Source organism: Exiguobacterium sp. s124 (assembly GCF_018617485.1).
Taxonomy (GTDB): domain Bacteria; phylum Bacillota; class Bacilli; order Exiguobacteriales; family Exiguobacteriaceae; genus Exiguobacterium; species Exiguobacterium aestuarii.
The window spans coordinates 1,014,292-1,040,137 of record NZ_JACSKH010000001.1 but is presented as its reverse complement, the minus strand read 5'-3'; the positions used below and the strand labels follow the sequence as shown (position 1 = coordinate 1,040,137).

The window sequence follows — 25,846 nt, the reverse complement described above, 5'->3', positions numbered from 1 at the left end:
TCCCTTAGATTGCACGAATCTTTTCCATTCTGTACAATGATGGCAAACACGTACATGGAGGCAAGTTATGAAGAAAAAGCAAAAAAGACGACAACGCATCATTCAAATCGGCGTCATCGTCATCGTCTCAATCTTTTTGATCAGCACGTTTCTCTCGAGCATGACCATGTTCTTTTAAGAGCAAAATATAACGCTCTTTCAAGATCAAATAACTTTTCACATCCGACAAAATATTCAACAAGGATGAGCGTACCTCAAATTCTTCACGTGTCGTGGGGAGAGGTACGTTTTTTCGATAGTGCTCAATCATCTCTTCAAGTTCTTGCAGAAAGACCGAAGCATCCGCTTGTTCATTCACATGGTCCCCGACGCGACGCAAAAATGTGGCAACAGGCTTTGCTTCATTGACGACCATCGTAATCTCTTTGGCGTTGTCAGCGACGCGTTTCAAAATATCGTATTGTCGCTCTCGCATTCGGAAGTAGAGATAGTCCATATCTTCATTCCGTTTTCCGATCGAGTTACCCATACGCCGAAGGGCCAAATCTTTCCCTTCTTTCAAATAGTCCCTCGTCTTGATCAGCATCATCGAATGGTTATTATACACACCTGTCTCTACACATGCTGCCACATCGTAAAAGAGTACGGCGAGCGAACGGTCGATATTGTCTTTGATTCGTTCGATTTCACGGTCGAGCGTCGGCATATACATGTTGACGACAAGTCCGACACCGACACCGATAGCGATGAGTAATAACTCATTGATGAACAATTCGAGCGAAAATTGCGCCTCAGTATAAAGGTGCGTCAAGATGACGACACTTGTAATGAGCCCATCTTGCAGTTTCAATTGTTGTACGAGTGGAATGAAGATGACAAAATAAAGTGTGAGCGTCACCGGTGAATAACCGAGTAACGTAAACATCGCGGCACCCATCCCAATGGCGAGAAGACTCGCCATGACACGCTCATACGAAGCGCGAATGGATTTTTTCCGAGTCTCTTGAATACTCAAAATAGCGATAATGGCTGCAAATACAAAATAATCAAGATGAATCGTCTCGGAAATGAGCATTGCGATACCCGCTGCGACCGCGGTCTTTAACGTCCGCGTTCCAATTTTCATACTGATTTCCCCCTTCTCCATCAAATTGTTGACTAAATCAACTCGTTTGGCAATTCAAAAGTTTGGAAGTGATCTGATTGAAACGAAAGAAAAAACGTACACTTTGGCCGATGGTCGCGACACTCAGTATTGCCATCGCCGCATTTTTATGGATCCAGTCCGAACGTCCTGACTCGTACACCGTCGAAACCGTCACGAACGGAGACCGTGTCACGAGATCGTTCGAATCCCTTACTGAAGCAAAACGATACATGGCGGCTGGAAACAACCGCACCTTATTCTCTCCTTCAGGAGAAGTCCTCGACTTCACAGGAACTGGTGTAGTCGTGACACCGAGCGATGCGATCACGAACCTATATGAAGATCAATCGTTCAAAAAACGTCAGTCCTATGTCGCTGGCGGTACGAGACTACAACTGCTCGAGCGAGGCGATGACCACTTGAAAGTACGCATCTCAGGCGCAGACGTCTATGTAAAGCCAGATCAGATGGCATTGTTCCCAGAAGCTGTCGTAGAGAGACGCGGCTATTATGAGATTCGGGATGGGGATGTGTATCACTCGGTCGAGGCGAATGCAAATCTCGCCGGCACGTTCCTCGTTGGACCGACAGAGAAGCGTTCAGAAGAGCGTTTCTACACGGAACGCGTCCGGGACGTCTTCGACTCTCCCTATCAATTCGCTTCGATTCAATCAACAACACCGTATTCCGCCAAAGCATTTGATCAGTATTTACAATCCATCGACTCCCCACTCGCCGGAGAGGGGGATGCTTTCAAACAGGCAGAAGAAACGTATGGCATCAATGCGTTATTCTTACTCGCCGTAGCCGGTCATGAGTCGAAATTTGGAACGTCCGACATTGCTCGAGAAAAACGTAACTTATTTGGATTTCGAGCGACCGATGACGACCCGAGCGGAAACGCAACATCGTTTGAAACGATTGAAGCGAGCGTTGATGCGGCTGCCGAATTGTTCGCCACGAAATATGTAAAAGGTCCATACGCACGCGGAGACTACCCTGGGAACAAGCAAGAAGGGATCAATATCTTTTACGCGTCAGACCCATACTGGGGCGAGAAAGTCGCCGGTACGATGTATTCAATCGATCGTGAACTCGGCTTGAAACAGTTAAAACAAATCCAATGAACAGTAGCCCGGCTCAAATGAGTCGGGCTGATTCACGTATTATTTATTTATAGAGTGCCCTTGACTTCATCCTCGTAAAGCTCGATGAGTCGATTGTTGTCGAGCACTTGCTCACTTGACTCTCCATACCGTTCCGTGATGATTGGAATCAATTTTTCCCATACGACCCATTTCATGTATTGATCGCGATCATAACCATGATTCAGCTCATACACACTCATTTCTTTTGCCTCGGCATACCGTCTCTGTAACTCGACTGTCTCCGCATCCGGTCCATTTTCAATCCAAACATCGACTTCTTCATCTGTTACTACGATTCCATACCGATCTTGCGCATACGCCAACCAAGCACGCTCGAAATCCGCTTGCTCTGCAGCGCGTGTTATCAATTTGTTCACATCAATACTTTCATCAAACATTTTCATCTCCACGTACAAACGTTCTGCCAATTTCCGTTCGAAATCGTTATTAATTTGGGGGGGCCACATCTCGTTGGAAATCAGATAAGATATCTTTCAAATCTCCCACAGTCATTTCAGGAACGGTCTTAGTTTCGACTTGAGAATTCGTCACCTTTTCAAACGGTGCGGACGAATCATCAGCATCTTTCATATTCGTAAAGATAAGCGCCATCACAATTATAAGACTGAAAATAGTTATCCCTAACATTCGCTTCATGTCTCATCTACACCTTCCATTGGATTGACGTCATCTCACTCACTTCAATCGTATCATATTCTATATACGCTTCTTGTCGAAGAAATGATTCAACATCAAACGATATCTCATTGAAGGAATTTTAAATTAGAAGACGAATAAGTAAATGAACGACTATTCATTTTTGAGGGGGAATCAATATGAAAACGATTTGGATTACCGGAGGATCGTCTGGTATGGGGAAAGCGATGGCCTTAAAATTTAAGCAAGAAGGATGGAATGTGGCCATCAGTGGTCGAAACGAGGAACGACTACTAGAAGCGATGAACGAACTGAACGCAATCGAAGCAGGTCAGGCGATGAGTGTGCAACATGATGTTCGTGACTATGAAGGATGCGCTCAAGCACTCGCTGACATCGTATCCGCTTACGGTCCAGTCCACGCGCTCGTTAATAACGCGGCAGGTAACTTCGTCTGTCCGACACTCGATTTGTCACCGAACGGTTGGTCAAGTGTCATTGACATCGTCTTGAACGGAACATTCAACTGCACCCATGTACTCGGGAAACATTGGGAGGCAGAAGAACTACGTGGCGGCTCAATCATTAATATGGTCGCCTCGTATGCATGGCAGGCAGGACCTGGTGTCGCACCAAGTGCGGCAGCGAAAGCAGGCGTCCTCAATTTAACGAGAACGCTCGCTGTTGAATGGGGCTATCAATTTGGGGCTCGAGTCAACGCCATCAGTCCAGGACCGATTGAACGGACAGGCGGTGCGGAAAAACTCGTGTCTCACGTGAAAGAAGTAGAGCGGATTCGTCGGAACGTTCCACTCGGACGCTTCGGGACACCGGAAGAAATCGCTGACTTGGCTTACTGGATTGCTTCTGACGAGATGCGCTATTTAAATGGAGATTGTATCTCTCTTGATGGCGGTCATTGGCTGAATAAACATCCATTCTAATCAAAAGGACGACCGAGACATGTATCTCGGTCGTCCTTTCAATTATCCCCGCCATCCCACTCTTCGTGAAACTGCATCAAAAAACGTTCCATGAACGCATGACGTGACATCGCTAACTGTTTCGCTTTTGCAGTATGCATCATCGACGCCAACTTCAACAATTTATCATGAAAATGTTGAATGGCACTCTCTTCCGACAAATCGAGCGGTGTTCCGCGAGAACCGGCGAATTGGAACGTGCGAGCAATACCGATTGCTCCGATTGCGTCTAATCGGTCGGCATCTTGTAAAATTTCACTTTCGCGGGTCGTAGGCTCTCTTCCTTTTGAGAAAGAGACTTCATCGATTAAGGTCAGCACCAAGTTTGCTTGCTCATCAGTGATGTCGATAGCATTCAGATGTTGTTTGACGAGCCCTTTCGGTCGACCAAGCTTATGGTCTTCCACGTCATGTAGATACGCAGCAAGGATGAGCACTGTCTTGTCGACAGGCTCATCCTCCATCAAGCGCTCCACCAGTCGAACGACACGCTCAATATGAGCGCTGTCATGCCCTGAATGGTCGTTTTCATGAATCTGTTCGACGAACTGCTTCGTCGTCTGAATCATCTCCATATTTAAATCTCGATTGTCGTGTTCGGTTCAATTAGAAGACCGCGACGATGTAACTGGTCACAAAACGCCTGAGCATCCTGCTTAATCGGCGGGAACGTATCGAAGTGGATTGGGACGACTCGTTTTGCTTGTAGCCACTGGGCCGCATCTAACGCGTCTGCAGGTCCCATCGTGAAGTTATCACCGATTGGAAGGAAGGCGACATCGATTTCAAAACGTTCTCCGTACATCTTCATATCGGAGAAAAGACTCGTGTCTCCTGCGTGATAGAGCGTCAACTCATTCGTCTCGATGATGAATCCGGCCGGCATTCCCATATAGATCGGTGTGTCCCCCATGTCAAAACTCGAACTATGGAAGGCTTGCGTCATCGTGACGCGCCCGAATGGGAAGGCGTGTCCACCACCGATATTCATTCCATGTACAGAAAAGCCTTTCTTCTCATAATAGGTCGCGAGCTCATGCGTCGCCACAATCGTTGCCCCTGTCTCTTTCGCAATCAACTCGACATCTTCGATATGATCAAAATGAGCGTGGGTGAGCAACAAATAGTCTGGTCGCAGTGTAGAAGGGTCTACTTCCGTATGAGGGTTACTCGTCAAAAATGGATCGATCAACACGTTTACGCCATCAATCTCAAATCCAACAGTCGCATGTCCATAATAGGTGATTTTCACGTGTATTCATCCTTCCTTCGTAAGTTCAGATTACAACACTTTTTCTAAGAAACGTTTCGCACGATCGGTCTGGGGATTTAACAACAAATCGGCCGGTTTTCCTTCTTCCATCAAAATTCCTTCATCAAGGAAGAGAACGCGGTCTGCCACTTCACGAGCAAACCCCATTTCGTGTGTGACGACAACCATCGTCATTCCGGTCTCAGCCAACCCTTTCATGACATCAAGTACTTCGTTGACCATCTCTGGGTCAAGTGCCGAAGTCGGCTCATCGAACAACATGACGTTCGGTTCCATCGCTAACGCACGCGCGATGGCGACACGTTGTTTTTGTCCACCCGAGAGTTGGCTCGGATAGGCGTCGATTTTCTCAGAGAGCCCAACACGTTCGAGCAATTTTTTTGCGCGCTCGAGTGCTTCAGTCTTGCTTACTTTCAAAACGTTGACTGGTGCGTACGTCAAATTGTCCAATACGCTCATGTGCGGGAACAGATTAAACTGTTGGAATACCATCCCGATATTTTGGCGCGCCTTCGCAACGTTCGCCCCTTTTTTCGTGAGTTCGAACCCATCCACACTGACCGTCCCGCTTGTCGGGATTTCTAGCATGTTCAAGCAACGCAGAAATGTCGATTTACCAGACCCAGACGGTCCGATGACGGCGACCACTTCACCACGTTCAATCGTCGTCGTGATCCCCTTCAATACTTCTAAGTCACCAAATTGTTTGTGTAGGTCTTTTACTTCGATCATCTTCCATCACTCTTTCTTAACCGTTTTTCTAGACGTTGTCCAAGATACGTCAAGATCATCACTATCGTAAAGTATATCACACCGGCGAATAGAAGCGGTTCGAAGTAGATCGCCTTCTGCCCACCGACAATCTGTGCACGGCGCATGATGTCGAGTACCCCGACCGTCGAAACGAGGGCCGACTCTTTCGTCAATGTAATCATCTCGTTGACGAGGGCAGGCAAGATATTCTTGAACGCCTGTGGCAAGATGATTGAACGTAATTGTTTTACATATGGAACACCTAAAGCATCAGAGGCTTCCCATTGCCCTTTATCGACCGCTTGAATACCGGCCCGGATAATCTCAGAAATATACGCTCCTGAGTTTAATGAGAAAGCGATGACCGCTGATTGATACGGTGTCGTGATATAGCCGGTCAATTGCGGTAATCCGAAGTGAATAATGGCGAGTTGTAAGATGAGCGGTGTCCCACGGAACACTGCCGTATACGCATGCCCAATAAAGTTGATGAAACGATTTGGGACAATCTTTAGTGTTGCCACGACAATCCCAAGTGAGATCCCGATCAATGCCGAGACGATGACCACTTGGAACATGACTGGAATCCCTTCAAGTATGTAAGGGATAGAATCATAAATCCGGCTAAAATCCATTGTAAGTTCCTCCTAAAAAAGGGCTGACCGATTCATCTTCAGTCAGCCTCGTACGATTCATTATTCGGCTGGTGCAGCCTCTTCTTCAAACCATTTTTGTGCTAACTCTTCGATTTCTCCACTGTCGATCATCTTTTTCAACTCTTCGTTGAATTGATCACGGAGCTCATCGTCTTTACGGAAGGCAGCAGCAGATCCTGCTTCTTCTTCGTCTACGATTTCGAACGTTGTCAATTCGCTGTCTTGCTCGAGGTATTTCTTCGCGACCGTATCTTCGATGACCATTGCGTCAATACGTCCCGTCTTGATTTCTTGGATGATCTCAGGAATCTTGTTCAATGAGACGATTTCAGCGTCAGTGATTTGGTCCTGTGCGATTCCTTCTTGGATTGAACCGAGCTGAACACCAATCTTTTTGCCTTTCAAGTCTTCAAGTGATTGGAGAGAATCATCTTTCGACAAGATCAAGTTCACCGCTGTGAAATAGATATCCGAGAAATCGGCATTCTCTTTACGCTCTTCCGTCGGTGTCATACCAGCCATGACGAAGTCGACACGACCCGCGTTGAGTGCTCCGAGCAAGCTTCCGAAGTCCATATCTTCAATTTTCAATTCATATCCCATGTTTTCCGCCACTTTTTTGGCGATGTCGATATCAAATCCGACGATTTCGTCGCCGTTCGCTGTGTCGACGAATTCATACGGGAAGTAATCGGCACTCGTACCCATGACGATGACTTTGTCATCCTCACCATCGGTCGATGTCGATCCTCCTTCGTTCACGTCTGCCCCACATGCGACTGAGAACGCGGCAAGTCCTGCTAAACATAATGCTAGAAAACCTTTTTTCATCTTCATCTCCCTTTCGTAGTTGAATGATAATTATCAGAACTTTAACAAAATTATGACATATGTGTGAACGTAGCTCAACTGTTCTATGACACATCAGTTGTCCGACTTGTGTCTTCAACCACTATATACACATAATTATTACTTGTAAAGTATATTCATGCAATTTATTCAAAAAAAGAAGGTCACATTCGCTCGAAAGCGAAATATGTGACCGTTCCGTTGTCGCGAGACCCGTAAGGTTGGACCTGTTTGACAGAAGACATCGGGATGGCGCTATACACATGCGGATAACGTTCCCCGTCCTCATCTAACTCATAATGTAACAACTGTCCTAGTCGATTGACGTGAAGGGAGACGAGGACGACCGACTCACCTGGATAGGACGATTTGACGACCTTACCGATTTGCTGCGGTGTGCAACATTTGATTGTCCCTTCCGATTGAAGTGACGGCTCATTGATTTCACCGCGTGACAGGGCAATCATATACTCTGCCTCCGTCATAATTTTGATGACTGGTTCCATATACACTGCCCCTTTTCACAAAAGCGCAAAGGCAGTGCCTTTGCGCCGATGCTTGATTATGCGAAATAAATATCGAACAATGTTTGCAATTGGTCGACGAGTTCTTCAGCCGTTGAGGACTCGATTTCACTGCGCTCTACCATCGTCACGATGTTTCCATCCTCGAGGAGGGCAATCGAAGGTGAAGAAGGTGCGTATCCTTCGAAATATTCGCGTGCACGATCTGTCGCTTCACGGTCTTGACCTGCAAACACGGTTACGAAATGATCAGGCTTGGTGCCTTCCATCTTGTTTACGTAAGCAGCTGCCGGACGAGCGATTCCGCCTGCACAACCACATACCGAGTTAACGAGTACAAGTGTCTTTCCTTCTTTTTTCAGTGCTCCGTCTACTTCTTCCGGTGTCGTGAGCTCTGTGTATCCTGCAGCACGTACTTCGTTACGCGCTTGTTCGACTACATCTTGAAAATATAATTGAAAATCCATGTTGTTTCCCCTTTCGACATTTCGTCTGTACTCTCTTATTTTACGTCTTGTTCTACCCCGAGGACAAGTCTATCGCTCAATTCCCGTTCTAAGAATGGATCTGCCTGTAACATTTGTTTAAAGGCGAGGTAACGTGCTTTCGTCTCGACACTCGCCTTACGATTCGTCAAATATGCACGAATCATAATATTCTTTGGCGTATGCTCAAGATCGATGAATTCGAGCAGCTGGGCATCATACCCGACAAGTCCGAGGAGTTCAGCCCGAATCGAATCGGTCGCGAGCGAAGCGAACCGCTCTTTGATCAACCCATGTTGAAGCATCACGTCTAAATTAGGTGCTTGCAGTTGGCGATTCAATTCCTTTTGACAGCAAGGGACGCTCAAAATGACTTTCGCCCCCCAGCGGACGGCACGTGCTAACGCCATGTCTGTCGCCACATCACAAGCATGAAGGGTCACGACCATATCGACAGCCGTCTCTCCTTCATACTCATTGATGTCCCCGACTAAAAACTCAAGCCGTTCATATCCCAAATCTTTTGCGATTGACGCGCACTCTTCGATAACTTCTTTCTTCAAATCGAGTCCAGTGATATGCACGTCATACCCTTTCATCTCATGAAGGAAGTGATAGAGCGCAAACGTCAGGTACGACTTCCCTGAACCGAAGTCCAAAATTCTAACGGTCCGGTCTGTCGGTAAATGTTTGAGCGAATCCTCAATGAATTCAAGGAAACGATTAATTTGTTTGAATTTGTCGTACTTTTGTCGCTTCACTTTGCCGTCACTCGATTGGATGCCAAGTCGAATCAAGAACGGGACCGGCTCATCGAGCGGGAGTACATATTGCTTCTCCCGATTATGGCTCAACTGGATTTCTTTTTGTGCCGTCTGCTTTTCTTTCAATGTCACTTTGAACTTTTTCGATAACTGGAATTGGAGGTCAGATTCCTTTAGTTGGAACTGTCCTTGTCTAAACGTTTCGAGAAGTTTGAACAATTCTGTCACGGCTTCATGCGGTGTCAGATTTTTATGATTCATGACCCGTTCATACTGGTACTCGAACTGGATATGATACGCATTCCGAAGCATGACCGGTTTCAATTTGACCCGTTTGAGATCACTTGATTTTTGACGGGGTTGACTGATTGTCGCCGACACGAGATGATTTGATTGGATCACGTCTTCTAGACGCTCTTGTAACGCTTTATATTCCAATGGATTCAATCCTTTTTTAGAAATTTTGAAACATATTGTTTCACCTGTCCGTACATACTATTACACGAAGACGACGTTACGTCAAAGGAGGATACACATATGTTTAAAAAGATTTTATCATCAATCGGAATTGGTGCCGCAAAAGTGGATACACGCCTGAATGAGAGCCACTGTACGCCTGGTGGAGAACTCAATGGGGTCGTCCATATCGAAGGTGGTTCGGTCGAACAATCAGTCGACAGCATCTATCTTTTCTTCAACACGCTGTATAAACACGAAGTCAACGACAAGTCGACATACTCGACGTTCACGATTGAAAAAATCTTGTTGAATGAAGCACCGTTCATGATTGGTCCCGGAGAAGTGAAAGAAATCCCATTCACAGTCAACGTTCCATTCAATACGCCACTCTCTGTGAGCCAATCGAAATCATGGATTGAGACAGGACTCGATATCGCCCAAGCCGTAGATCCGAAAGATGAAGATGCGATTACCGTTCAACCGAACGCGGCACAACAAGTCATTTTAGATGCGATGGACGAGCTCGGTTTCCGTCTGAAGAAGGCTGATACAGAGATGCTCCCGGCACGTCATCGTTCAGGTCGTCTTCCGATTGCACAAGAACTCGAGTATTCTGCGAACGGTTCGCGTTTCGGTCGTCAGTTAGATGAGGTCGAAGTCGTCATCTTACAAGACGAGGACGCGATCGAATTGCTCATCCAAGTCGATCGCAGCGTCCATAATCTCGGTAGTCTGTTTGCGGACTTGACGGGGACGGACGAATCGACACATCGTGTACGCTATGATGCTGCGCGCTTGTCGGCAGCTGAAGTTCGTCGAGACATCGAATCGATGATTGAACAATCGATTTAAGGAACTTACTGACACGTCATTCATCGAAATGGCGTGTTTTTTTAGACGTTGAACTCTTAAATCCAATATCTTACAATTATTATAGGGAGTCAAAAACTTTCGGGAGGTGACGTCATTTTATTCGTCTGTATCTTAATCGGGAGTATCGGTCTTACGATGTTTGCTTTGCCCATTTTAGAGACTAGCACGTCTGATTCGCTCGCTTTCTTCACGCTTGGTGGCATCGGATTTTTCATCGGTATGATTGCGATCTTCATCATACGCAATCCGTCTGCGAATGCCCGATCATTCATAAAGTTCGTTCCATATTTTGTTTTACTGTTTCATTTTCCAGCCTCACTCGTTCTTCTCTGGATTTCTTCGGTCAGACATGATGGGGTTCCCGAATTTGCCTTAGACTATACCTTCGTATACTGGATGTTCCTTCTCGTGTTTGTTGTGACCATCAAATCGATGGATCGCGTCCATCAACGACAATTCGAGAAGGTGCAAGATTAGAAAGGACGACTTACCATTGGATATACTTCACCTTCTTTACGACCGAGCAATCCCGCTCACGCTATTCACGACGCTCGGCATATTCAGTCTCATGTTTGCGTATGCGCTCTACAAAACCAAACAACGATTCTCCAAAGGACTCGTCATCATGGGCATGTCCATGTCGTTCCTTCTCTTACTTATCTCAGCTGCAAGTTTCTTCTTCACGCTATTCATTGGATATAACTCATGAAAAATGGAGGCGCCCCGCTAGGAGCGTCTCCATTTTTTATACATCAATAGACTGTATACGTGTTCGGGTCGATTGACTCGAGTGACTGCTTGATCGCTTGCAAGAACTGACCTGCGACGAGACCGTCGAGGACACGATGGTCGACCGACATACAAAGGTTGACCATGTCGCGTGCCGCAAACATGCCATTCATCCAGACCGGACGTTTCACGATTGATTCGACCGATAAGATTGCCGCTTGCGGGTAGTTCAAGATCGGTGCCGATTGGATTGAACCGAACGCACCCGTGTTGTTGATGGTGAACGTCCCGCCACGCATCTCTTCAGCCTTCAAACGGTTCTCACGCGCACGTGACGCCACATCTTGAAGGGCCACGGCAAGGCCTTTGATGTTCTTCTCATCCGCTTGACGAATGACCGGTACATAGAGTGCATCGTTTGCCGCGACAGCCACAGAAAGGTGAATGTCTTGGTGCACTTTAATGTGATCGCCTGCCCATTCCGAGTTCATCATCGGATACTTCTTCAATGCCTCGATGGCCGCTTTCATGAAGAACGGCATGAACGTCAACTTGACACCTTCCCGTTTCATGAACTCATCTTTCAGTTTCGCACGGGCCTCGACGAGGTTCGTCACATCCACCTCAATCATGAGCCATGCGTGTGGCGCCTCATGCTTCGAGCGAACCATATTGTTCGCAATCGCTTGACGCACACCAGCTGTCGGAATTGTTTCGTATCGACCTGTAGAAGTCGAAGCAACTGGTTGTGAAGGCTCGACGGCAGGACGTGGCGCTTCAGTCGGAATGTCCATTTTCGTTTGTACCATCGTCTCCTGGACAGGTGCTTGTGTCGCTTGCTCAGGAGTCGATGCCGGGCGTCCTTCTGATAAGTAACGAAGAATATCTTTCCGCGTGATGCGTCCGCCTAGACCGCTACCGTTCAGTTCATTCAAATCGATATTGTTTTCATTGGCGAGTCGGATAACGGCAGGCGAGTAACGACCGTTTCCATTCTGTTTTTTCGGAACGGTCGCGACAGCTTGCTTCGCTGCGACCGGCTCTGGTGGTGCAGTTTCGGCGACCGGCTCCGTCTTCGTCTCAGCCGCAGCTTCCTCTGCGCTCTCGACTTCCATCGTCAGTACAGGCGTCCCGACACTGACCGTCTCACCTTCTGGAATGAGGAATTCTTTCACGACACCAGCGCTCGTTGCTGGAATTTCTGCAGTGACTTTGTCCGTCATGACTTCGGCGAGTGGTTCATATTCTTCCACACGGTCGCCCGGCTTGACGAGATAGGTCGTAATCGTGCCTTCCGTTACACTCTCACCGAGTTGGGGCATTGTAATCGTTTGTTCCATGGAGACGCCTCCTTAAAACGCGGCGAGCTGACGGGCCCGCTCGGCAATTTTTTCTGGGGATACGATAAAGAATTTTTCCATCGGTGGTGCATAAGGCATAGCCGGCACATCAGGACCTGCTAAGCGTTCAATCGGTGCATCGAGCTCAAAGAGCGCTTTCTCTGCAATAATCGCCGCAACTTCTCCGATGATACTTCCTTCTTTGTTGTCCTCTGTCACGAGTAACACCTTACCTGTTTTCTTGACCGACTCGATGATTGCGTCCTGATCAAGCGGATAAACTGTACGAAGGTCAAGGATGTGCGTGCTGATTCCTTCTTCTTCAAGTGTTTTCGCGGCTTCTTGAGCCATATGGACGCAAAGACCGTATGTGATGATTGTGATATCGTCACCTTCACGTTTGACAGCTGCTTTGCCGATTTCAACCGTGTATTCGTCCGTCGGCAAGTCTGCTTTTAAAAGACGATAGGCGCGCTTATGTTCAAAGAAGAGGACAGGGTCGTTCGAACGGATTGCTGCCTTCAACAAACCTTTTGCATCAACTGGGTCTGATGGAATGACGACTTTAAGACCAGGCGTCGAACTGAACATCGCCTCGACAGACTGTGAGTGATAGAGTGCACCGTGAATACCACCACCGAAAGGCGCACGGATGACCATCGGACAAGTCCAGTCGTTGTTGGAACGATATCGAATTTTAGCAGCTTCTGATACGATTTGGTTCACTGCCGGCATGATAAAGTCTGCGAATTGCATTTCTGCAATCGGTCGCATCCCGTACATAGCAGCCCCGACCCCAACACCTGCGATTGCGCTCTCAGCGAGCGGTGCGTCGATGACACGGTCTTCTCCATACTTTTCAATCAGTCCTTGTGTGGCACGGAATACACCACCACGTACGCCGACGTCTTCTCCGACGACGAAGACGTTCTCGTCGCGCTCCATTTCTTCATGAATCGCTTCATTGATCGCTTCGATAAACGTTTTCATCATTTTTCCTCCTCGTAGACGTAATCCAATGCAGATTCAGGCGATGCGTATGGTGCTTTGTCCGCATAAGTCGTCGCTTCATTTACTTCAAGATCGATTTTCGCATCGATTTCAGAGAGAATATCCGCTGTTGCGATTCCATCATTCACAAGTCGTTGACGGAACATTTGAATGCCGTCCCGTTCTTTTAATCCTGCCAATTCTTCGGCTGAACGGTATGCTTTATCGTCATCATCTGATGAGTGAGGCACGAGACGTTCGACTTCTGCTTCAATCAGTGTCGGTCCTTCTCCACGAAGGGCACGTTCACGCGCTTCCTTCACGACCGCGTATACGGCAATCGGATCTGTCCCGTCGACTGTCACGCCTGGCATCCCGTAACCTTTTGCACGGTCTGATACGCGTTCACACGCCAACTGTTTTGAAAGTGGAACGGAGATCGCATATTTGTTGTTCTCACAGAACAAGATGACCGGCAACTTATGGACACCTGCAAAGTTTGCGCCTTCATGGAAATCACCTTGGTTAGAAGAACCTTCCCCGAACGAAACAAACGTGACGAGTTCTTCCTTTTTCATCTTCGCAGCAAGTGCGATTCCAACCGCATGAGGGACTTGGGTCGTGACCGGAGATGAACCTGTCACGATCCGATGCTCTTTCGAGCCGAAGTGACCCGGCATCTGACGACCGCCTGAGTTTGGGTCTTCCGCTTTCGCAAATGCCGACAGCATCAAGTCTCTTGATGTTTGGCCGAAGTGAAGGACGACCGCCACGTCACGATAATAAGGCAAGACGTAGTCAATTCCTTTCTCTAAGGCGAACGCTGCACCGACCTGCGCTGCCTCTTGTCCTTGACACGAGACGACGAACGGGATTTTCCCGGCACGATTCAACTTCCACATGCGTTCATCGATTTTACGCGCACGCACCATCGTTTCGTACATCGCCAATAAATCTTGTTTAGTTAATCCAAGCTCTTCATATGAGTTTACAGTCATCTGTTCCATCCTTGTTCCTCCTTAGGCGTGAATCGGTAATCCATCCACAGCGAGTGCTGCTTCCTGGAAGGCTTCGCTCAATGCAGGGTGTGGGTGTACAAGTTGCCCCATCTCCCAAGCAGTCGCATTCAAGACGAGTGCCAGTCCACCTTCAGTGATCAGTTCAGTCGCTTTTGGACCGACGATATGAACACCGAGAAGGTCGTCTGTTTCTTTATCCGAAACAAGTTTGACGAACCCGTCGGCTTGTCCTTCAATTCGTGCTTTCCCGAGACCGTTGAAACGATAAGTCCCTGTCTTCACATCATGTCCGGCATCTTTTGCCGCTTCCTCTGTCAAGCCAACCGATGCAACTTCTGGGACGCTATATACGCAACGCGGGATGAGCATGTAATCGAGTGGTGTCGGCTCAAGCCCAAGAATCGTCTCAACCGCCTTCACTCCTTCGGCAGACGCGACGTGGGCAAGTTGTAACTTCCCGATGCAGTCCCCGATCGCGAAAATATGACGTTCTTTCGTACGATACTGGCTATCGACTTGAATAATTCCGTTTTCCACGACGATGGACGTGTTTTGAAGTCCTAAGTCTTCCGTATTCGCGACTCGGCCAACCGAAACGAGGACACAGTCTACCTTCAACGTTTCTTCACCTACAGCAAGCTCCACTGCATCTTCATGAACTAACGTTCGTTCGGCATCGACTGTCACGCTTTTCTTCACACGGACGCCGCGCTTCTTCAATAAGCGTTCCACTTCTCGAGAGACCGCCTTGTCCTCAAGTGGGAGTAAACGATCTCCTACCTCGATCAACGTTACATTCACATCTAAATCGACGAGCATGGACGCCCATTCGACTCCGATGACACCGCCGCCGACAATCGCAATCGATTCAGGAAGCGTTTCAAAATTGAGGAGATCGTCCGAGTTCAAAATCCGCTCATGATCGAATGGCAACCCAGGAAGTTCACGTGGAATCGAACCTGTTGCGATAATCAATTGGTTCGGCAAGATAAGTTCTGACTCTCCGTTTTCGTCTTCAACAGAAACGGTCCCTGGTTGTGGCGAGAAGATACTTGGTCCGAGAATCGAAGCTTTCCCGCGAAACACTTCAATCTTTCCTTGTTTCATCAAATGCTCAATTCCTTTTTCAAGGCCGGCCACGAGATCGCGCTTATACGTTTGTGCCCGTTCCATGTTGAACGTCACATCTCCCGTTTCTACGCCGTACGTTGCACCTTGTTTCGCCGTTTGATAGACATGGGCAGCTTTTAAAAGAGCTTTCGTCGGGATGCATCCTCTATGTAAGCAGGTGCCGCCTAATTTTCTCGCCTCAACGATTGCGACAGTTTTACCAGCCTGCGCCGCTTTGATTGCAGCCACATATCCTCCTGGTCCTCCGCCGATGACGACAACATCAAATTCTCGTGCCATGTGTATCCCCCTCATATTCTTTTGCGGCCTCTTCCTTCTCGATGACGCGAAGCGCACCTTCTGCCAAGGCTTTCAATTCATCTTCGCCCGGATAGACGTGAACCGGCGCAAGGTAAGAGACACGCTCTTTAATCTTGTCTGTTAGCCATTCTGAATAGGCAATTCCACCTGTCAATAAAATGGCATCCACCTGACCACTGAGTGTCGCACCATGTTTTGAAATCTCTTGTGCGACACGATAAGCCATCGTTTCATAAAGGAGTCTCGCCTCATCGTCTCCTGATTCCATCCGTTGCTCAATCTCAATCGCATCAAACGTACCAAGATGCGCGAACAAACCACCTTGACCGACAATTTTCTTTTTCATTTCCGATTCTTTATACCTGGTACTATAACATAGTTCTACTACCTGTCCAACAGGAATTGAGCCCGCTCGTTCTGGCGCAAGCGGTCCGTCACCATCAAGTCCGTTATTTACATCAATGACGCGACCAAGTGAATGGGCGCCGACTGTGATCCCGCCGCCGAGGTGAGCGACAATCAAATTCAGCTCATTGTAATCGCTTCCATTTTCGGCCGCAAAACGTTTAGCGACTGCTTTTTGATTTAAGGCATGGAAAATACTACGGCGATTGATCTCAGCCATCCCAGTTTTCCTTGCCAATTCATGCATCTCATCGACGACGACCGGGTCAACGATAAAGCTCGGGATTCCTTCGTTCTCACCAATTTTTGATGCAATCAATCCCCCGAGGTTCGAAGCATGCATTCCGAAGCGACCGCTCGTCAAGTCTTCTTGCATCAGCTCGTTAACGGTATATGTCCCTGACGTCATCGGTGCGAGCAATCCACCACGACCGACGATCGCGGTCAAGTCATTGACCGCGATGCCAGTCTCTTCTAACAAGGCACGTACTTCTTGCTCACGATGAGGTAACTGCTCAGGAAGGCTGAGACCGGTCACGTCCATCTCGTGACGGACCGTACGTGTCAGCACTTCTTCCTTCCCATCAAACAATCCAACTTTCGTCGAGGTCGACCCTGGGTTGATCGCAAGAATTAGCCGTTTTGTCATCTTAGCGTCTCCCTAGAATGCTTTTTTCGACTTTGAGGAACTGACTACGTGAACGAGACATCATATGAATACGTTCTTCTGCCATCTTGTCAGCCGCCACATGCGTCGGTACGCCGTCACGCTCTGCGATTTCAAAGACACGCATCATGTTGTCATAGATGAGTTCGACCTTTTTCATTGCGCGTTCGCGATTGTATCCTTCGAGTTCGTCCGCGACGTTGATGACACCACCAGCGTTGATGACGAAATCTGGTGCGTAGAGGATGCCGTTCTCGTCAAGCACATCCCCGTGACGATCTTCAGCCAATTGGTTATTCGCGGCACCAGCGACGATTTGCGCTTTCAACTGTGGAATCGTTTTGTCATTGATGACTGCACCGAGTGCACATGGAGCGAAAATGTCACACTCGACCCCATAAATCTCATCTGGTTTAACAACCGTCGCACCAAAATCTGCTTCTGCACGTTTGAGCGCTTCTTCGTTGATGTCCGTCACGATCAAATGTGCACCCTCTTCATGAAGGTGGCGGCATAAGTTGTAGGCTACGTTTCCGACACCTTGCACTGCAACCGTCTTCCCAGCGAGAGAGTCTGTCCCAAACTTCCATTTCGCAGCAGCCTTCATACCGCGATAGACACCATAAGCTGTCACCGGTGAAGGGTTCCCGCTTGAACCGAACGCTGGGCTCACACCCGTTACATAGTCTGTCTCCATATGGATGAAGTCCATATCAGCGACCGTCGTGTTCACATCTTCAGCTGTAATGTAACGTCCGCTGAGTGATTGTACGTATCGACCGAATGCACGGAAGAGGGCTTCCGATTTATCCGTCTTGGCATTTCCGATGATGACAGCCTTCCCACCACCGAGGTTGAGACCGGCGGCCGCATTTTTATACGTCATTCCTTTAGCGAGACGTAAGACATCTGTGAGTGCCTCTTGCTCTGACTCATAGTTCCACATGCGAAGCCCACCGAGTGCAGGACCAAGAGTTGTATCGTGAATCGCAATGATTGCTTTTAGTCCAGACGCTTGGTCTTGGCAAAATACGATTTGTTCGTAATCCTCAGATTGTAAGACGTCAAAAATACGGAAGCGTGGTTCTGTGTTTGTTTCCATCATGATCAGTTCCTCCTGTTAAGTACGATTAGTTTTTAGCATGTAACAATGCGAATGCGAGAGAATAAAGTTTCGCCTCCGCTGTATCGGCACGACTCGTCAATACGACAGGGGCAGACGCGCCAACGACAATCGCCGCTACGCTCGCCTCTGCGAAATACATGATTGATTTATAAAGGACGTTACCGACCTCTATGTATGGCACGACTAATAAATCAGCTTGCCCTGCTACTTCACTATTGATTCCTTTTTGTTTCGCTGCGACCATGTCGACTGCATTATCAAGGGCGAGCGGTCCATCTACGATACAGCCTTTGATTTGTCCTCTACGATTCATTTGACTGAGCAATGCGGCATCGAGCGTCGCATTCATCTGTGGATTGACAACTTCAACAGCTCCGATTGCTGCGACTTTGGGCGATACGTAACCGATGTCATGCATCGCTTCTACCGCATTATGAATGATTTCTACTTTTTCTTCGAGCGTCGGCGCGATATGGATTGCGGCGTCGGTCACACCGATTAATTTTTCCCGATTCGGAATTTGAAATAGCGCGATATGACTGAGCGTTCGTTTCGTACGAAGTCCTGCCTCCCGATTAAGGACGGCTTTCATGAATGTCGATGTCGACACCATCCCCTTCATGAGCACATCTGCCTCTTTGTTTTTCACGGCTAGTGTGGCACGTCTCGCAATCTCAACGTCACCTTTTGCATGTAAAATATCGACGGCTGCCTCGTCGATTCCATACTGTTCACATAACTTTCGGATTTCCCGAGCTTCACCAAATAAAATGAATCGTGACAATCCATGATCCGTAGCGAGTTTTACGGCTCGAATGACCTCTTCGTCCGCTGCCCCCGCAATGGATACTGTACAACCCTCAAGTTGTTTTGCGTTTGTCAGCATCCGTTCAAAATTCATCGTTGTCCCCCCTTGCACTCTACACTATACCATAAGCAAGTTTGTTTCCTAAATTGTAAGCGCTTTATAAAGCAGGAAGCCATGCACATAATTGCTTAGTGTGCATATAATTGCATGCACTTTATTGCATGGTGTCTAATTTATTATATAAAGTCCGGATTGAAATTTTTAACCGCCGGGCAGCTTCTGACTTATTCCCACCGGCTTCTTCAATCGTCCGTTCAATCAAATCACGTTCATATTTCGCCACGGCTTCATGAAGTGTTCCAGACTCGACGACTTTCTGGCTCGGCGTACGAGGTGATAATTGTAAGTGATGTGGAGCAATCTGTTGTTCCGTGTTCGCCATATAAATCATTGCGCGACCAATCACATTTTCAAGTTCGCGGACATTCCCCTTCCAATGCTGACTTTTCAACAGAGTCAACGCATCTTCATCTACCCCTTGTACACTTCGGCCATACTCTTGATTCAACTTTCGAACGATGCGGTCACAGAGTGCTTCGAGTTCATTCAACCGTTCTCGAAGTGGCGGGATATGGATGGGCATCCGGTTGATTCGATAGTATAAATCTTCACGAAATGTTCCGTCCGCCACTTTTTGTTCAAGATCCGCATTCGTTGCGGCTATGATGCGGACATCAATTGGAATCGCCGTCGTCCCCCCGACTCGCACAATCTCATTTTCTTGAAGGACACGAAGGAGTTTTACTTGGACATCGAGTGGCAATTCTCCGATTTCGTCCAAAAAGAGCGATCCACCATCCGCCTCCTCGAAGTAACCTGTCTTCCCACCACGCTTTGCACCACTAAATGCACCATCTTCATAACCGAACAATTCACTTTCGAGAAGCGTAGGCGAGATGGCCGCACAATTTACTCGGATGAACTTTTTAAATTTTCGTGGAGATTCTCCGTGGATAGCGTGGGCAAACAGTTCTTTTCCTGTTCCCGATTCTCCACGAATCAATACCGTAACTGGTGTCACCGCTGCCAATTTTGCTTGATCGATGACAAATCGCATCGTATCACTCGTTGCGATAATATCAGCAAATTGATATTTAGCTTCTAAATTTCGAATACGTGTTTTCGCTTCTTGCAATTCATCACGAAGTGCACGGATTTGAGACACATCACGGATGACGCCGACCGAACCTCTCAATTTCCCCTCTACGATGATCGGTTCTGCATTCACAAGTATGTCACGTCGCGTCGCCCCGATTTGCATCCGAATATCTCGGACACCTTGACCCGTCGATAGAACTTTCAGATGCACACTCTCCTGCATACCGATATCGGCCGTGGCAGGCTTATCAACGACGTCCTCTTTTTTAAATCCCGTCAACCGGGTATATGACGGATTGATCAATATCGTATTGCCGTGATGATCGGCTACCGAGATCGCCTCACTCGTACATTCGATGATTGCTTCAAGCATCTGTTGATTTTGTTTCAATCGCTCGACAACGATTCGAATAAATTCTCCCGGCAACACAACCGCATCTTTGTAATGATCTTTCAACTCTTCGAACGTTTGATGCTGCCCTGTCGTCTCAATAACAAAGTCTAATGCTACCTCTGCATATTTCGTCCAATCGTCCGTCACGGCGATGCCATAACTTTTGGCGAGGGCAATCCCTTCAGCCGATGCATCGGAGTCGACGACCGCAACGATCGTCGCGAGCGGGGAGTCCATCAACATGTTCAAGACTTCCGTCCCTCCTTTGCCCGCACCGACAATCATCAATCGTTTATTCATACGAATTCCCCCATCTTTCACTCTTCTCTTCTTCATGCTACTGAATCCCACCATGATGCGCAAGCCGCCTAAAAATAGACAGTGTGGAATGAACAGATTTCTGTTAAAATAATGTATGGTAAAGGAGGAGATTGCATGCGTTTCATCGCGCTTCTAATCTTAATCGTCCCTGGTTTATTAGGTGTTTACGGAATCAAATTGCTTCGCGACAGCTTCTTTTTGAAGACGAGCGCACCGTTCACATGGATCGATTCACTCGCTGCCGCCTCCATGTTGCAGGGGACTTTCGGACTTCTGCTCGCCATGGGCGGGATCGGATTTGTAGCTGGCTATATATTTAACCGCGACAAAAAAACAGGAAAAGTTCAACGACTCGACTCATAAGCACACAAAAAAAAGGTTCCCTAACTTGACTTCATTTCAAGTGCGGAACCTTTTATTCGTATTGAATTGTGATCACTACGGATGATCTCCTTTCCAACTGCTTTACTTCCTTTGACACGATATCCAATGTCTTCTTAATGAAGAAGTATGAAAGAACTTTAGTAACTGCCGTCTTGCGTGAACGGAACATTTCCATTCGAGTTACTAACATTTTTTATTATCGGATCATGTCCAACCATCCATCGTGAAGTCGAACGCTTGCCATAAACTGTTCAACGGTTGACAACACTCCTTTTGGTTAACTGAACGATTTGTTTTTCCTATATCAACCCCTAGCTTCGAGTTGATGATAGAATCGTCTCGCAAATGAGCGACTGTCGCGACCTCACGTCGGGACATTGACGACTTGAGATGTCGTTCCCACCTCTGAGCTATTGTCGGATAGCGAACCGAGATGATTTTGTTTCTTCAAACATTGCTCCGGAACAAGTTTGAAAAGCGTTCATCTGACGCTTGTCCAAGTAACTTGGTACACCTTTATTATAACAAAGTACGACGGTTTTGCAAGCGCTTTCTTTCATAAAGTAAATAAAATTTTTTATTGATTATTTTAAAAAAAGGACTAAGTCATTTGATGACTTAGTCCACCTTTAAAGATTCAATTACTTTTAAACGACAAGTACGTGACGAAATATGAAATGAACTCCGAGTTCTTTGGACTACGTTCACGCTCAGGTCGCCCTTCAAACATCTCATGGTCGCGCATTCCATTCTCCCATGCTGTCTTGATCGCGTGACGCATCGCCCGTTCCACACGTGATGAAGTCGTATCATGCTCTTTTGCCACCATCGGATATAATTCCTTGGTGATCAATCCAAGCAAATCTTGACGCTCGCGCACATAGATGACGGCTTGGCGGATATATTTGAATCCTTTGATTCGAGGAGAGATCCCAAGTTGTTGGAGCAAGAGCGAAATTTCAATTTCATCTGGAGACATTCCTTCAAACTCGCGATTAGCACCGTCCGACAGTTCACGAATTTTCGTTAACAATTGTTGAATATTGAATGGTTTGACGAGAAAGTAAGAGGCACCTAATTGAACCGCTTGTTTCGTCACTTCATCTTTTCCAAATGCACTCAACATGATCACTTCCGGCTTATCATCACCGAGTTCTTCATGTAGACGTTGCAAGACTCCGATTCCATCCAAATGAGGCATGATTATGTCGAGTAAGAGTACATCCGGTTGGTGTGCCTTGACGACATCCAAGCATGCTTCACCATCGTGCGCTGTTCCAACGACACGGAGATCAGGCTCAGATTCTAGTTGTCGGCTCAACAAATCGACGATTTCTCGATTGTCGTCCGCAATACATAATGTAATCACTTATGACACTCCTTTGATGAACTTCTGTTTTACTTGCTGTGACATTTCGAGCAACTCTTCCACATGTTGCTTCGTCAAGTCGGTCATTTGTATACCTGCGATCATTCGGCCGAGCTCGTCAATTCGGCTCTCTCGGTCGAGAGTGGCAACATTCGTCTTCGTCCGATCATTCGTCTCCGTCTTGGTGATGTAAAGATGTTGATCCGCCATCGCAGCGACTTGTGCCAAATGCGTGATACACAGTACTTGTGAACCGACAGACAAACGGAAGATTTTTTCTCCCATCGCTTGGGCGACGCGTCCAGATACTCCTGTATCAACCTCATCAAAGATAATCGATGCGACACCAACCGTTCGGGAAAAAATTGACTTAAGGGCTAACATGACCCGGGAAAGTTCTCCACCTGAAGCCACTTTCGCCAGTGGTTTGAAAGGTTCTCCGACGTTCGTCATCATATAAAATTCGACGTCGTCAAGACCGTCTTGTTTTAGTGTCGTCGTTCGGAATCGAACTTCAAACGCCGTTTTTTCCATATACAGTTCTTTTAGCTCTCGGTGGATGGCATGTTGAAGAGACTCGGCCGCCTCTTTACGAGCCGCGGACAGTCTTGTACCCGCCTCTTTTGCAACTTTTTCTAATCGGACGAGATCCTCTGACAAAGTTTGAAGAAGTTCCTCTCGATTCGTCATCGACTTCAACTCGTCAGATACTTGCTCTCCATAAGCGATGACTTCTTCAATTGTCGTTCCATATTTTCGTTTTAACTGTTGGAACAATGCCAGACGCGACTCGATTTCATCTAAACGAATTGGATCGAACTCGAGTGAGTCTAGTTGATCACGCAACTGAAACTTCGCATCTTCGAGTAAATAATAAGCATTTGAAATCGTTTCTGATACAGATGCGAGGGATGAGGATAATTGAGATGCTTCTTCCATTTCACGCATCGCGACCCCGATATGGTCAAGCCCATTCGACTCTTCCGCGACTGCCTCATAAGACAGACGAATATGTTGATGAATCCGTTCGAAGTTAGCCAGTTCATCACGTTCTTCTGTCAGCGCCTGTTCTTCCCCTGCTTTTAACTCAGCCGCCTCAATTTCTTTCGTTTGGAACGATAACAAATCCATTCGTTGCGCGAGCTCTTGTTCACTTTGACTGAGTCGTTTCAGTTCATCTGCGACTTGTTTCCAGGCTGCATAAGCTGTCTGATACTCCTCTAATAGTGGCCCGACTTCTTTTTCGGCAAAATGGTCGAGAATGCCTAAGTGAAATTCTGAGTCCATCAAGTGTTGGTGTTCATGCTGTCCATGAATATCCACGAGAAGTCGTCCGAATTCTCTCAACGTCGAGAGTGGCATCATCTTCCCATTCACACGACAGACACTTTTCCCGCTACTATGTAAGTCTCGGCGCAAAATGACTGTCCCATCTTCGATTTCGATGCCGTATTGTTCAGCCGCCTCAATCACCGGATGATCCGATTCCACCATGAACATCCCTTCGATTTCGGCCTTATCCTGACCATAACGAACGAACTCACTCGACCCACGTCCTCCAACAAGCAACCCAATCGCATCTAACAAAATCGATTTACCTGCACCCGTCTCACCTGTAAGAACGGTCATGCCCCGATTAAACGGAATGTTTAATTCGTCGATAATCGCAAACTGTTTGATTGATAGTTCTGCTAACATACGTACTTTCACCTCATAACATTCCGAGTAGTCGATCAATGATCTGCTTCGCTTTGTCCTCATCGCGAGCAATCATGAGAATCGTGTCATCTCCACAAACCGTTCCAATCAATTCATCCCATGATAGATGATCAATCAAGACACCAATCGCATCCGCATTACCAGGTAACACTTTCATGACGACCAAGTTTTGAGCTGAATCGACTGAGACGAAACTGTCACTGAGGATGCGCTTCATTTTACCGTATGGGTTAAAGCGCTGATCCGCAGGCAAGCTGTATTTGTATCGCCCATCGTTCAAAGGTACTTTGACCAAATGTAACTCTTTAATATCCCGAGATACAGTAGCCTGTGTGACGGGATACCCTAAACGACGAAGCTCGTCTACTAGTTCATCTTGCGTTTCGATTTCACGATTCGTCACGATGTCTCGAATTTTAATCAATCGCTGTCCTTTATTCATAAGCGCTGACACCTCATTCTTCGTTTCACATACACATTATCATTCTAAAGTATTGTCGAAAAAAGGTCTAGCATTCCAGAGGTGATTTCCACCATTCTCCATCTCTTCTTCTACAATCATAAAAAGCTACAGACAAATCTGTCTGTAGCCATCGCTTACCCTTTTAATTTGGTGTGGGCCGCATCCACAACATCTTCGACTCGGAGTGATGGCGTGACGCCCCCTACTCCCGTATAACGGGCGAATAACAGGAACTCAATGTTTCCATCTCCACCCGTAATCGGGGAGTAATCCAGTCCTTCGACAAAGAACCCTTCCGATGCGAAATAGCGAACCATATCGCTCGCCACCCGCTCATGAACATCACGATCTCGCACAATCCCCTTTTTCCCAACGTCGGCTTTACCGGCTTCGAATTGAGGTTTTACGAGGGCCATGACGACACCGTCCTGCTTTAGAATTTCTTTAAGAGGTGGCAACATGAGACGAAGTGAGATGAAAGAAACATCAATCGTCGCAAAATCTGGCTTGGTTGGGAATTGATCGGCTGTCGCATGACGGAAGTTCATCCGCTCCATGACAACGACTCGATCATCGCTCCGAAGCTTCCAGGCTAGCTGATTGTATCCGACATCGACCGCATACATTTGCGTCGCACCGTTTTGAAGTGCACAGTCTGTAAATCCTCCGGTAGAGGAGCCGATATCAATCCCAACACGTCCTTCGACGTCGAGCGGGAACACTTGTAGTGCTTTCTCGAGTTTCAGCCCTCCTCGTCCGACATACGGAAGCACTTGACCTTTCACTTCAAGAGGGATATCGTCAAACACTTTATCGCCCGCCTTGTCTAGGCGCTCGGTCCCACTGTAGACGAGACCGGCCATGACAGAACGTTTCGCCTTCTCTCGTGTTTCAGCGAGTCCGCGTTCGACGAGTAGTACATCTAATCTTGTTTTCGTTCTTTTTTCCATAA

29 protein-coding genes are annotated in these 25,846 nt (G+C 47.3%); 6 read left to right on the top strand and 23 right to left on the bottom strand.

The window, feature by feature from the left end:
• Positions 1-127 precede the first annotated feature (127 nt).
• The gene (locus KNO85_RS05440; protein ID WP_214787568.1) at positions 128-1,126 is read right to left on the bottom strand and encodes an aromatic acid exporter family protein; all 999 of its coding nucleotides are present in this window, start codon (positions 1,124-1,126) and stop codon (positions 128-130) included.
• A gap of 77 nt (positions 1,127-1,203) precedes the next feature.
• Here KNO85_RS05440 and KNO85_RS05435 point away from each other — a divergent pair, with 77 nt between their 5' ends.
• Positions 1,204-2,274 carry an N-acetylglucosaminidase gene (locus tag KNO85_RS05435; RefSeq protein WP_251126611.1) on the top strand — a complete coding sequence of 357 codons (1,071 nt, stop codon included), beginning with the start codon at positions 1,204-1,206 and terminating at the stop codon, positions 2,272-2,274.
• Between the two features lie 47 nt (positions 2,275-2,321).
• Here KNO85_RS05435 and KNO85_RS05430 read toward each other — a convergent pair whose 3' ends face one another.
• Together KNO85_RS05430 and KNO85_RS05425 are read right to left on the bottom strand one after the other, a co-directional pair.
• Positions 2,322-2,693 carry a hypothetical protein gene (locus KNO85_RS05430; protein ID WP_214787566.1) on the bottom strand — a complete coding sequence of 124 codons (372 nt, stop codon included), beginning with the start codon at positions 2,691-2,693 and terminating at the stop codon, positions 2,322-2,324.
• Between the two features lie 49 nt (positions 2,694-2,742).
• Complete coding sequence (locus KNO85_RS05425; RefSeq protein WP_214787564.1) at positions 2,743-2,952, bottom strand: hypothetical protein; 210 nt, start codon at positions 2,950-2,952, stop codon at positions 2,743-2,745.
• A 179-nt stretch (positions 2,953-3,131) separates the two neighbouring features.
• Here KNO85_RS05425 and fadH point away from each other — a divergent pair, with 179 nt between their 5' ends.
• Positions 3,132-3,896: a 2,4-dienoyl-CoA reductase gene (gene fadH / locus KNO85_RS05420; RefSeq protein ID WP_214787562.1), complete on the top strand. Its 765-nt coding sequence runs from the start codon at positions 3,132-3,134 to the stop codon at positions 3,894-3,896.
• A gap of 38 nt (positions 3,897-3,934) precedes the next feature.
• Here fadH and KNO85_RS05415 read toward each other — a convergent pair whose 3' ends face one another.
• From KNO85_RS05415 to KNO85_RS05380, 8 genes are all read right to left on the bottom strand, one after another.
• The gene (locus KNO85_RS05415; protein WP_214787560.1) at positions 3,935-4,510 is read right to left on the bottom strand and encodes an HD domain-containing protein; all 576 of its coding nucleotides are present in this window, start codon (positions 4,508-4,510) and stop codon (positions 3,935-3,937) included.
• 2 nt (positions 4,511-4,512) lie between these two features.
• Positions 4,513-5,187: a metal-dependent hydrolase gene (locus KNO85_RS05410; protein WP_214748101.1), complete on the bottom strand. Its 675-nt coding sequence runs from the start codon at positions 5,185-5,187 to the stop codon at positions 4,513-4,515.
• A gap of 30 nt (positions 5,188-5,217) precedes the next feature.
• The gene (locus KNO85_RS05405; RefSeq protein ID WP_214748098.1) at positions 5,218-5,940 is read right to left on the bottom strand and encodes an amino acid ABC transporter ATP-binding protein; all 723 of its coding nucleotides are present in this window, start codon (positions 5,938-5,940) and stop codon (positions 5,218-5,220) included.
• Positions 5,937-6,596 (bottom strand): amino acid ABC transporter permease, encoded by a 660-nt coding sequence (locus KNO85_RS05400; protein ID WP_214787558.1) that lies wholly within the window; start codon positions 6,594-6,596, stop codon positions 5,937-5,939. The genes KNO85_RS05405 and KNO85_RS05400 overlap by 4 nt, the downstream gene beginning before the upstream one ends.
• 60 nt (positions 6,597-6,656) lie before the next feature.
• Positions 6,657-7,448, bottom strand: a complete 792-nt coding sequence (locus KNO85_RS05395; RefSeq protein ID WP_012726549.1) for a transporter substrate-binding domain-containing protein — start codon at positions 7,446-7,448, stop codon at positions 6,657-6,659.
• A 182-nt stretch (positions 7,449-7,630) separates the two neighbouring features.
• On the bottom strand, positions 7,631-7,972 hold the full coding sequence (locus KNO85_RS05390; protein ID WP_214787556.1) for a DUF952 domain-containing protein: 342 nt from the start codon (positions 7,970-7,972) through the stop codon (positions 7,631-7,633).
• A 56-nt stretch (positions 7,973-8,028) separates the two neighbouring features.
• Positions 8,029-8,457: a BrxA/BrxB family bacilliredoxin gene (locus KNO85_RS05385; protein WP_214787554.1), complete on the bottom strand. Its 429-nt coding sequence runs from the start codon at positions 8,455-8,457 to the stop codon at positions 8,029-8,031.
• A 35-nt stretch (positions 8,458-8,492) separates the two neighbouring features.
• Positions 8,493-9,677, bottom strand: a complete 1,185-nt coding sequence (locus tag KNO85_RS05380; protein WP_214787552.1) for a class I SAM-dependent methyltransferase — start codon at positions 9,675-9,677, stop codon at positions 8,493-8,495.
• Between the two features lie 99 nt (positions 9,678-9,776).
• Here KNO85_RS05380 and KNO85_RS05375 point away from each other — a divergent pair, with 99 nt between their 5' ends.
• The 3 genes from KNO85_RS05375 (at position 9,777) to KNO85_RS05365 (ending at position 11,280) form a co-directional block, all read left to right on the top strand.
• Positions 9,777-10,550, top strand: a complete 774-nt coding sequence (locus KNO85_RS05375) for a sporulation protein (RefSeq protein WP_214787551.1) — start codon at positions 9,777-9,779, stop codon at positions 10,548-10,550.
• Between the two features lie 156 nt (positions 10,551-10,706).
• Positions 10,707-11,048 (top strand): hypothetical protein, encoded by a 342-nt coding sequence (locus tag KNO85_RS05370; protein WP_214787549.1) that lies wholly within the window; start codon positions 10,707-10,709, stop codon positions 11,046-11,048.
• A gap of 16 nt (positions 11,049-11,064) precedes the next feature.
• Complete coding sequence (locus tag KNO85_RS05365) at positions 11,065-11,280, top strand: hypothetical protein (protein ID WP_214787548.1); 216 nt, start codon at positions 11,065-11,067, stop codon at positions 11,278-11,280.
• Between the two features lie 43 nt (positions 11,281-11,323).
• Here KNO85_RS05365 and KNO85_RS05360 read toward each other — a convergent pair whose 3' ends face one another.
• The 8 genes from KNO85_RS05360 to KNO85_RS05325 all read right to left on the bottom strand — a co-directional run bounded on the left by KNO85_RS05360 (position 11,324) and on the right by KNO85_RS05325 (position 20,938).
• Positions 11,324-12,640, bottom strand: a complete 1,317-nt coding sequence (locus KNO85_RS05360; protein WP_214787547.1) for a dihydrolipoamide acetyltransferase family protein — start codon at positions 12,638-12,640, stop codon at positions 11,324-11,326.
• A gap of 12 nt (positions 12,641-12,652) precedes the next feature.
• Positions 12,653-13,630 (bottom strand): alpha-ketoacid dehydrogenase subunit beta, encoded by a 978-nt coding sequence (locus KNO85_RS05355; protein WP_214782433.1) that lies wholly within the window; start codon positions 13,628-13,630, stop codon positions 12,653-12,655.
• Positions 13,630-14,637, bottom strand: a complete 1,008-nt coding sequence (locus KNO85_RS05350; RefSeq protein ID WP_371816658.1) for a thiamine pyrophosphate-dependent dehydrogenase E1 component subunit alpha — start codon at positions 14,635-14,637, stop codon at positions 13,630-13,632. Before KNO85_RS05350 ends, KNO85_RS05355 begins: the two co-directional genes overlap by 1 nt.
• 12 nt (positions 14,638-14,649) lie before the next feature.
• A complete protein-coding gene (lpdA, locus tag KNO85_RS05345; protein ID WP_214787546.1) occupies positions 14,650-16,059 on the bottom strand; it encodes a dihydrolipoyl dehydrogenase in 1,410 nt (469 codons plus the stop codon).
• A complete protein-coding gene (buk, locus tag KNO85_RS05340; RefSeq protein WP_214787545.1) occupies positions 16,043-17,134 on the bottom strand; it encodes a butyrate kinase in 1,092 nt (363 codons plus the stop codon). Before buk ends, lpdA begins: the two co-directional genes overlap by 17 nt.
• 1 nt (position 17,135) lies before the next feature.
• Positions 17,136-18,257 (bottom strand): Glu/Leu/Phe/Val family dehydrogenase, encoded by a 1,122-nt coding sequence (locus KNO85_RS05335; RefSeq protein WP_214787544.1) that lies wholly within the window; start codon positions 18,255-18,257, stop codon positions 17,136-17,138.
• Positions 18,258-18,282: 25 nt separating this feature from the next.
• Positions 18,283-19,179, bottom strand: coding sequence for a phosphate butyryltransferase (gene yqiS / locus KNO85_RS05330; protein ID WP_214787543.1), 897 nt, complete (start codon positions 19,177-19,179; stop codon positions 18,283-18,285).
• A gap of 121 nt (positions 19,180-19,300) precedes the next feature.
• The gene (locus KNO85_RS05325) at positions 19,301-20,938 is read right to left on the bottom strand and encodes a sigma 54-interacting transcriptional regulator (RefSeq protein ID WP_214787542.1); all 1,638 of its coding nucleotides are present in this window, start codon (positions 20,936-20,938) and stop codon (positions 19,301-19,303) included.
• A gap of 135 nt (positions 20,939-21,073) precedes the next feature.
• Between KNO85_RS05325 and KNO85_RS05320 the strand changes: the two genes are divergently transcribed.
• Entirely contained in the window at positions 21,074-21,322 is a 249-nt protein-coding gene (locus KNO85_RS05320) for a DUF2627 domain-containing protein (RefSeq protein WP_214787536.1), read from the top strand.
• A gap of 658 nt (positions 21,323-21,980) precedes the next feature.
• Here the strand turns inward: KNO85_RS05320 and spo0A are convergent.
• The 4 genes from spo0A to KNO85_RS05300 form a co-directional block, all read right to left on the bottom strand.
• Positions 21,981-22,712, bottom strand: coding sequence for a sporulation transcription factor Spo0A (gene spo0A, locus KNO85_RS05315; protein WP_214787534.1), 732 nt, complete (start codon positions 22,710-22,712; stop codon positions 21,981-21,983).
• Positions 22,713-24,410 carry a DNA repair protein RecN gene (gene recN / locus KNO85_RS05310; protein WP_214787532.1) on the bottom strand — a complete coding sequence of 566 codons (1,698 nt, stop codon included), beginning with the start codon at positions 24,408-24,410 and terminating at the stop codon, positions 22,713-22,715.
• A 13-nt stretch (positions 24,411-24,423) separates the two neighbouring features.
• Complete coding sequence (gene ahrC, locus KNO85_RS05305) at positions 24,424-24,873, bottom strand: transcriptional regulator AhrC/ArgR (protein ID WP_214787530.1); 450 nt, start codon at positions 24,871-24,873, stop codon at positions 24,424-24,426.
• A 155-nt stretch (positions 24,874-25,028) separates the two neighbouring features.
• On the bottom strand, positions 25,029-25,844 hold the full coding sequence (locus tag KNO85_RS05300; protein ID WP_214787528.1) for a TlyA family RNA methyltransferase: 816 nt from the start codon (positions 25,842-25,844) through the stop codon (positions 25,029-25,031).
• Between the last annotated feature and the right edge of the window lie 2 nt (positions 25,845-25,846).

Excerpts from the sequence above, each read along its gene's own strand:
- KNO85_RS05320 (WP_214787536.1), top strand. The coding sequence starts at position 21,074 with ATGCGTTTCATCGCGCTTCTAATCTTAATCGTCCCTGGTTTATTAGGT.
- yqiS (WP_214787543.1), bottom strand. The coding sequence starts at position 19,179 with ATGAATTTTGAACGGATGCTGACAAACGCAAAACAACTTGAGGGTTGT.
- KNO85_RS05355 (WP_214782433.1), bottom strand. The coding sequence starts at position 13,630 with ATGAAAACGTTTATCGAAGCGATCAATGAAGCGATTCATGAAGAAATG.
- KNO85_RS05400 (WP_214787558.1), bottom strand. The coding sequence starts at position 6,596 with ATGGATTTTAGCCGGATTTATGATTCTATCCCTTACATACTTGAAGGG.
- KNO85_RS05405 (WP_214748098.1), bottom strand. The coding sequence starts at position 5,940 with ATGATCGAAGTAAAAGACCTACACAAACAATTTGGTGACTTAGAAGTA.
- KNO85_RS05385 (WP_214787554.1), bottom strand. The coding sequence starts at position 8,457 with ATGGATTTTCAATTATATTTTCAAGATGTAGTCGAACAAGCGCGTAAC.
- KNO85_RS05425 (WP_214787564.1), bottom strand. The coding sequence starts at position 2,952 with ATGAAGCGAATGTTAGGGATAACTATTTTCAGTCTTATAATTGTGATG.
- KNO85_RS05370 (WP_214787549.1), top strand. The coding sequence starts at position 10,707 with ATGTTTGCTTTGCCCATTTTAGAGACTAGCACGTCTGATTCGCTCGCT.
- buk (WP_214787545.1), bottom strand. The coding sequence starts at position 17,134 with ATGACAAAACGGCTAATTCTTGCGATCAACCCAGGGTCGACCTCGACG.
- fadH (WP_214787562.1), top strand. The coding sequence starts at position 3,132 with ATGAAAACGATTTGGATTACCGGAGGATCGTCTGGTATGGGGAAAGCG.
- KNO85_RS05325 (WP_214787542.1), bottom strand. The coding sequence starts at position 20,938 with ATGAATAAACGATTGATGATTGTCGGTGCGGGCAAAGGAGGGACGGAA.
- KNO85_RS05375 (WP_214787551.1), top strand. The coding sequence starts at position 9,777 with ATGTTTAAAAAGATTTTATCATCAATCGGAATTGGTGCCGCAAAAGTG.
- KNO85_RS05335 (WP_214787544.1), bottom strand. The coding sequence starts at position 18,257 with ATGATGGAAACAAACACAGAACCACGCTTCCGTATTTTTGACGTCTTA.
- KNO85_RS05415 (WP_214787560.1), bottom strand. The coding sequence starts at position 4,510 with ATGGAGATGATTCAGACGACGAAGCAGTTCGTCGAACAGATTCATGAA.
- lpdA (WP_214787546.1), bottom strand. The coding sequence starts at position 16,059 with ATGGCACGAGAATTTGATGTTGTCGTCATCGGCGGAGGACCAGGAGGA.
- KNO85_RS05390 (WP_214787556.1), bottom strand. The coding sequence starts at position 7,972 with ATGGAACCAGTCATCAAAATTATGACGGAGGCAGAGTATATGATTGCC.
- KNO85_RS05395 (WP_012726549.1), bottom strand. The coding sequence starts at position 7,448 with ATGAAAAAAGGTTTTCTAGCATTATGTTTAGCAGGACTTGCCGCGTTC.
- KNO85_RS05440 (WP_214787568.1), bottom strand. The coding sequence starts at position 1,126 with ATGAAAATTGGAACGCGGACGTTAAAGACCGCGGTCGCAGCGGGTATC.
- KNO85_RS05300 (WP_214787528.1), bottom strand. The coding sequence starts at position 25,844 with ATGGAAAAAAGAACGAAAACAAGATTAGATGTACTACTCGTCGAACGC.
- recN (WP_214787532.1), bottom strand. The coding sequence starts at position 24,410 with ATGTTAGCAGAACTATCAATCAAACAGTTTGCGATTATCGACGAATTA.
- ahrC (WP_214787530.1), bottom strand. The coding sequence starts at position 24,873 with ATGAATAAAGGACAGCGATTGATTAAAATTCGAGACATCGTGACGAAT.
- KNO85_RS05350 (WP_371816658.1), bottom strand. The coding sequence starts at position 14,637 with ATGGAACAGATGACTGTAAACTCATATGAAGAGCTTGGATTAACTAAA.
- KNO85_RS05360 (WP_214787547.1), bottom strand. The coding sequence starts at position 12,640 with ATGGAACAAACGATTACAATGCCCCAACTCGGTGAGAGTGTAACGGAA.
- KNO85_RS05430 (WP_214787566.1), bottom strand. The coding sequence starts at position 2,693 with ATGTTTGATGAAAGTATTGATGTGAACAAATTGATAACACGCGCTGCA.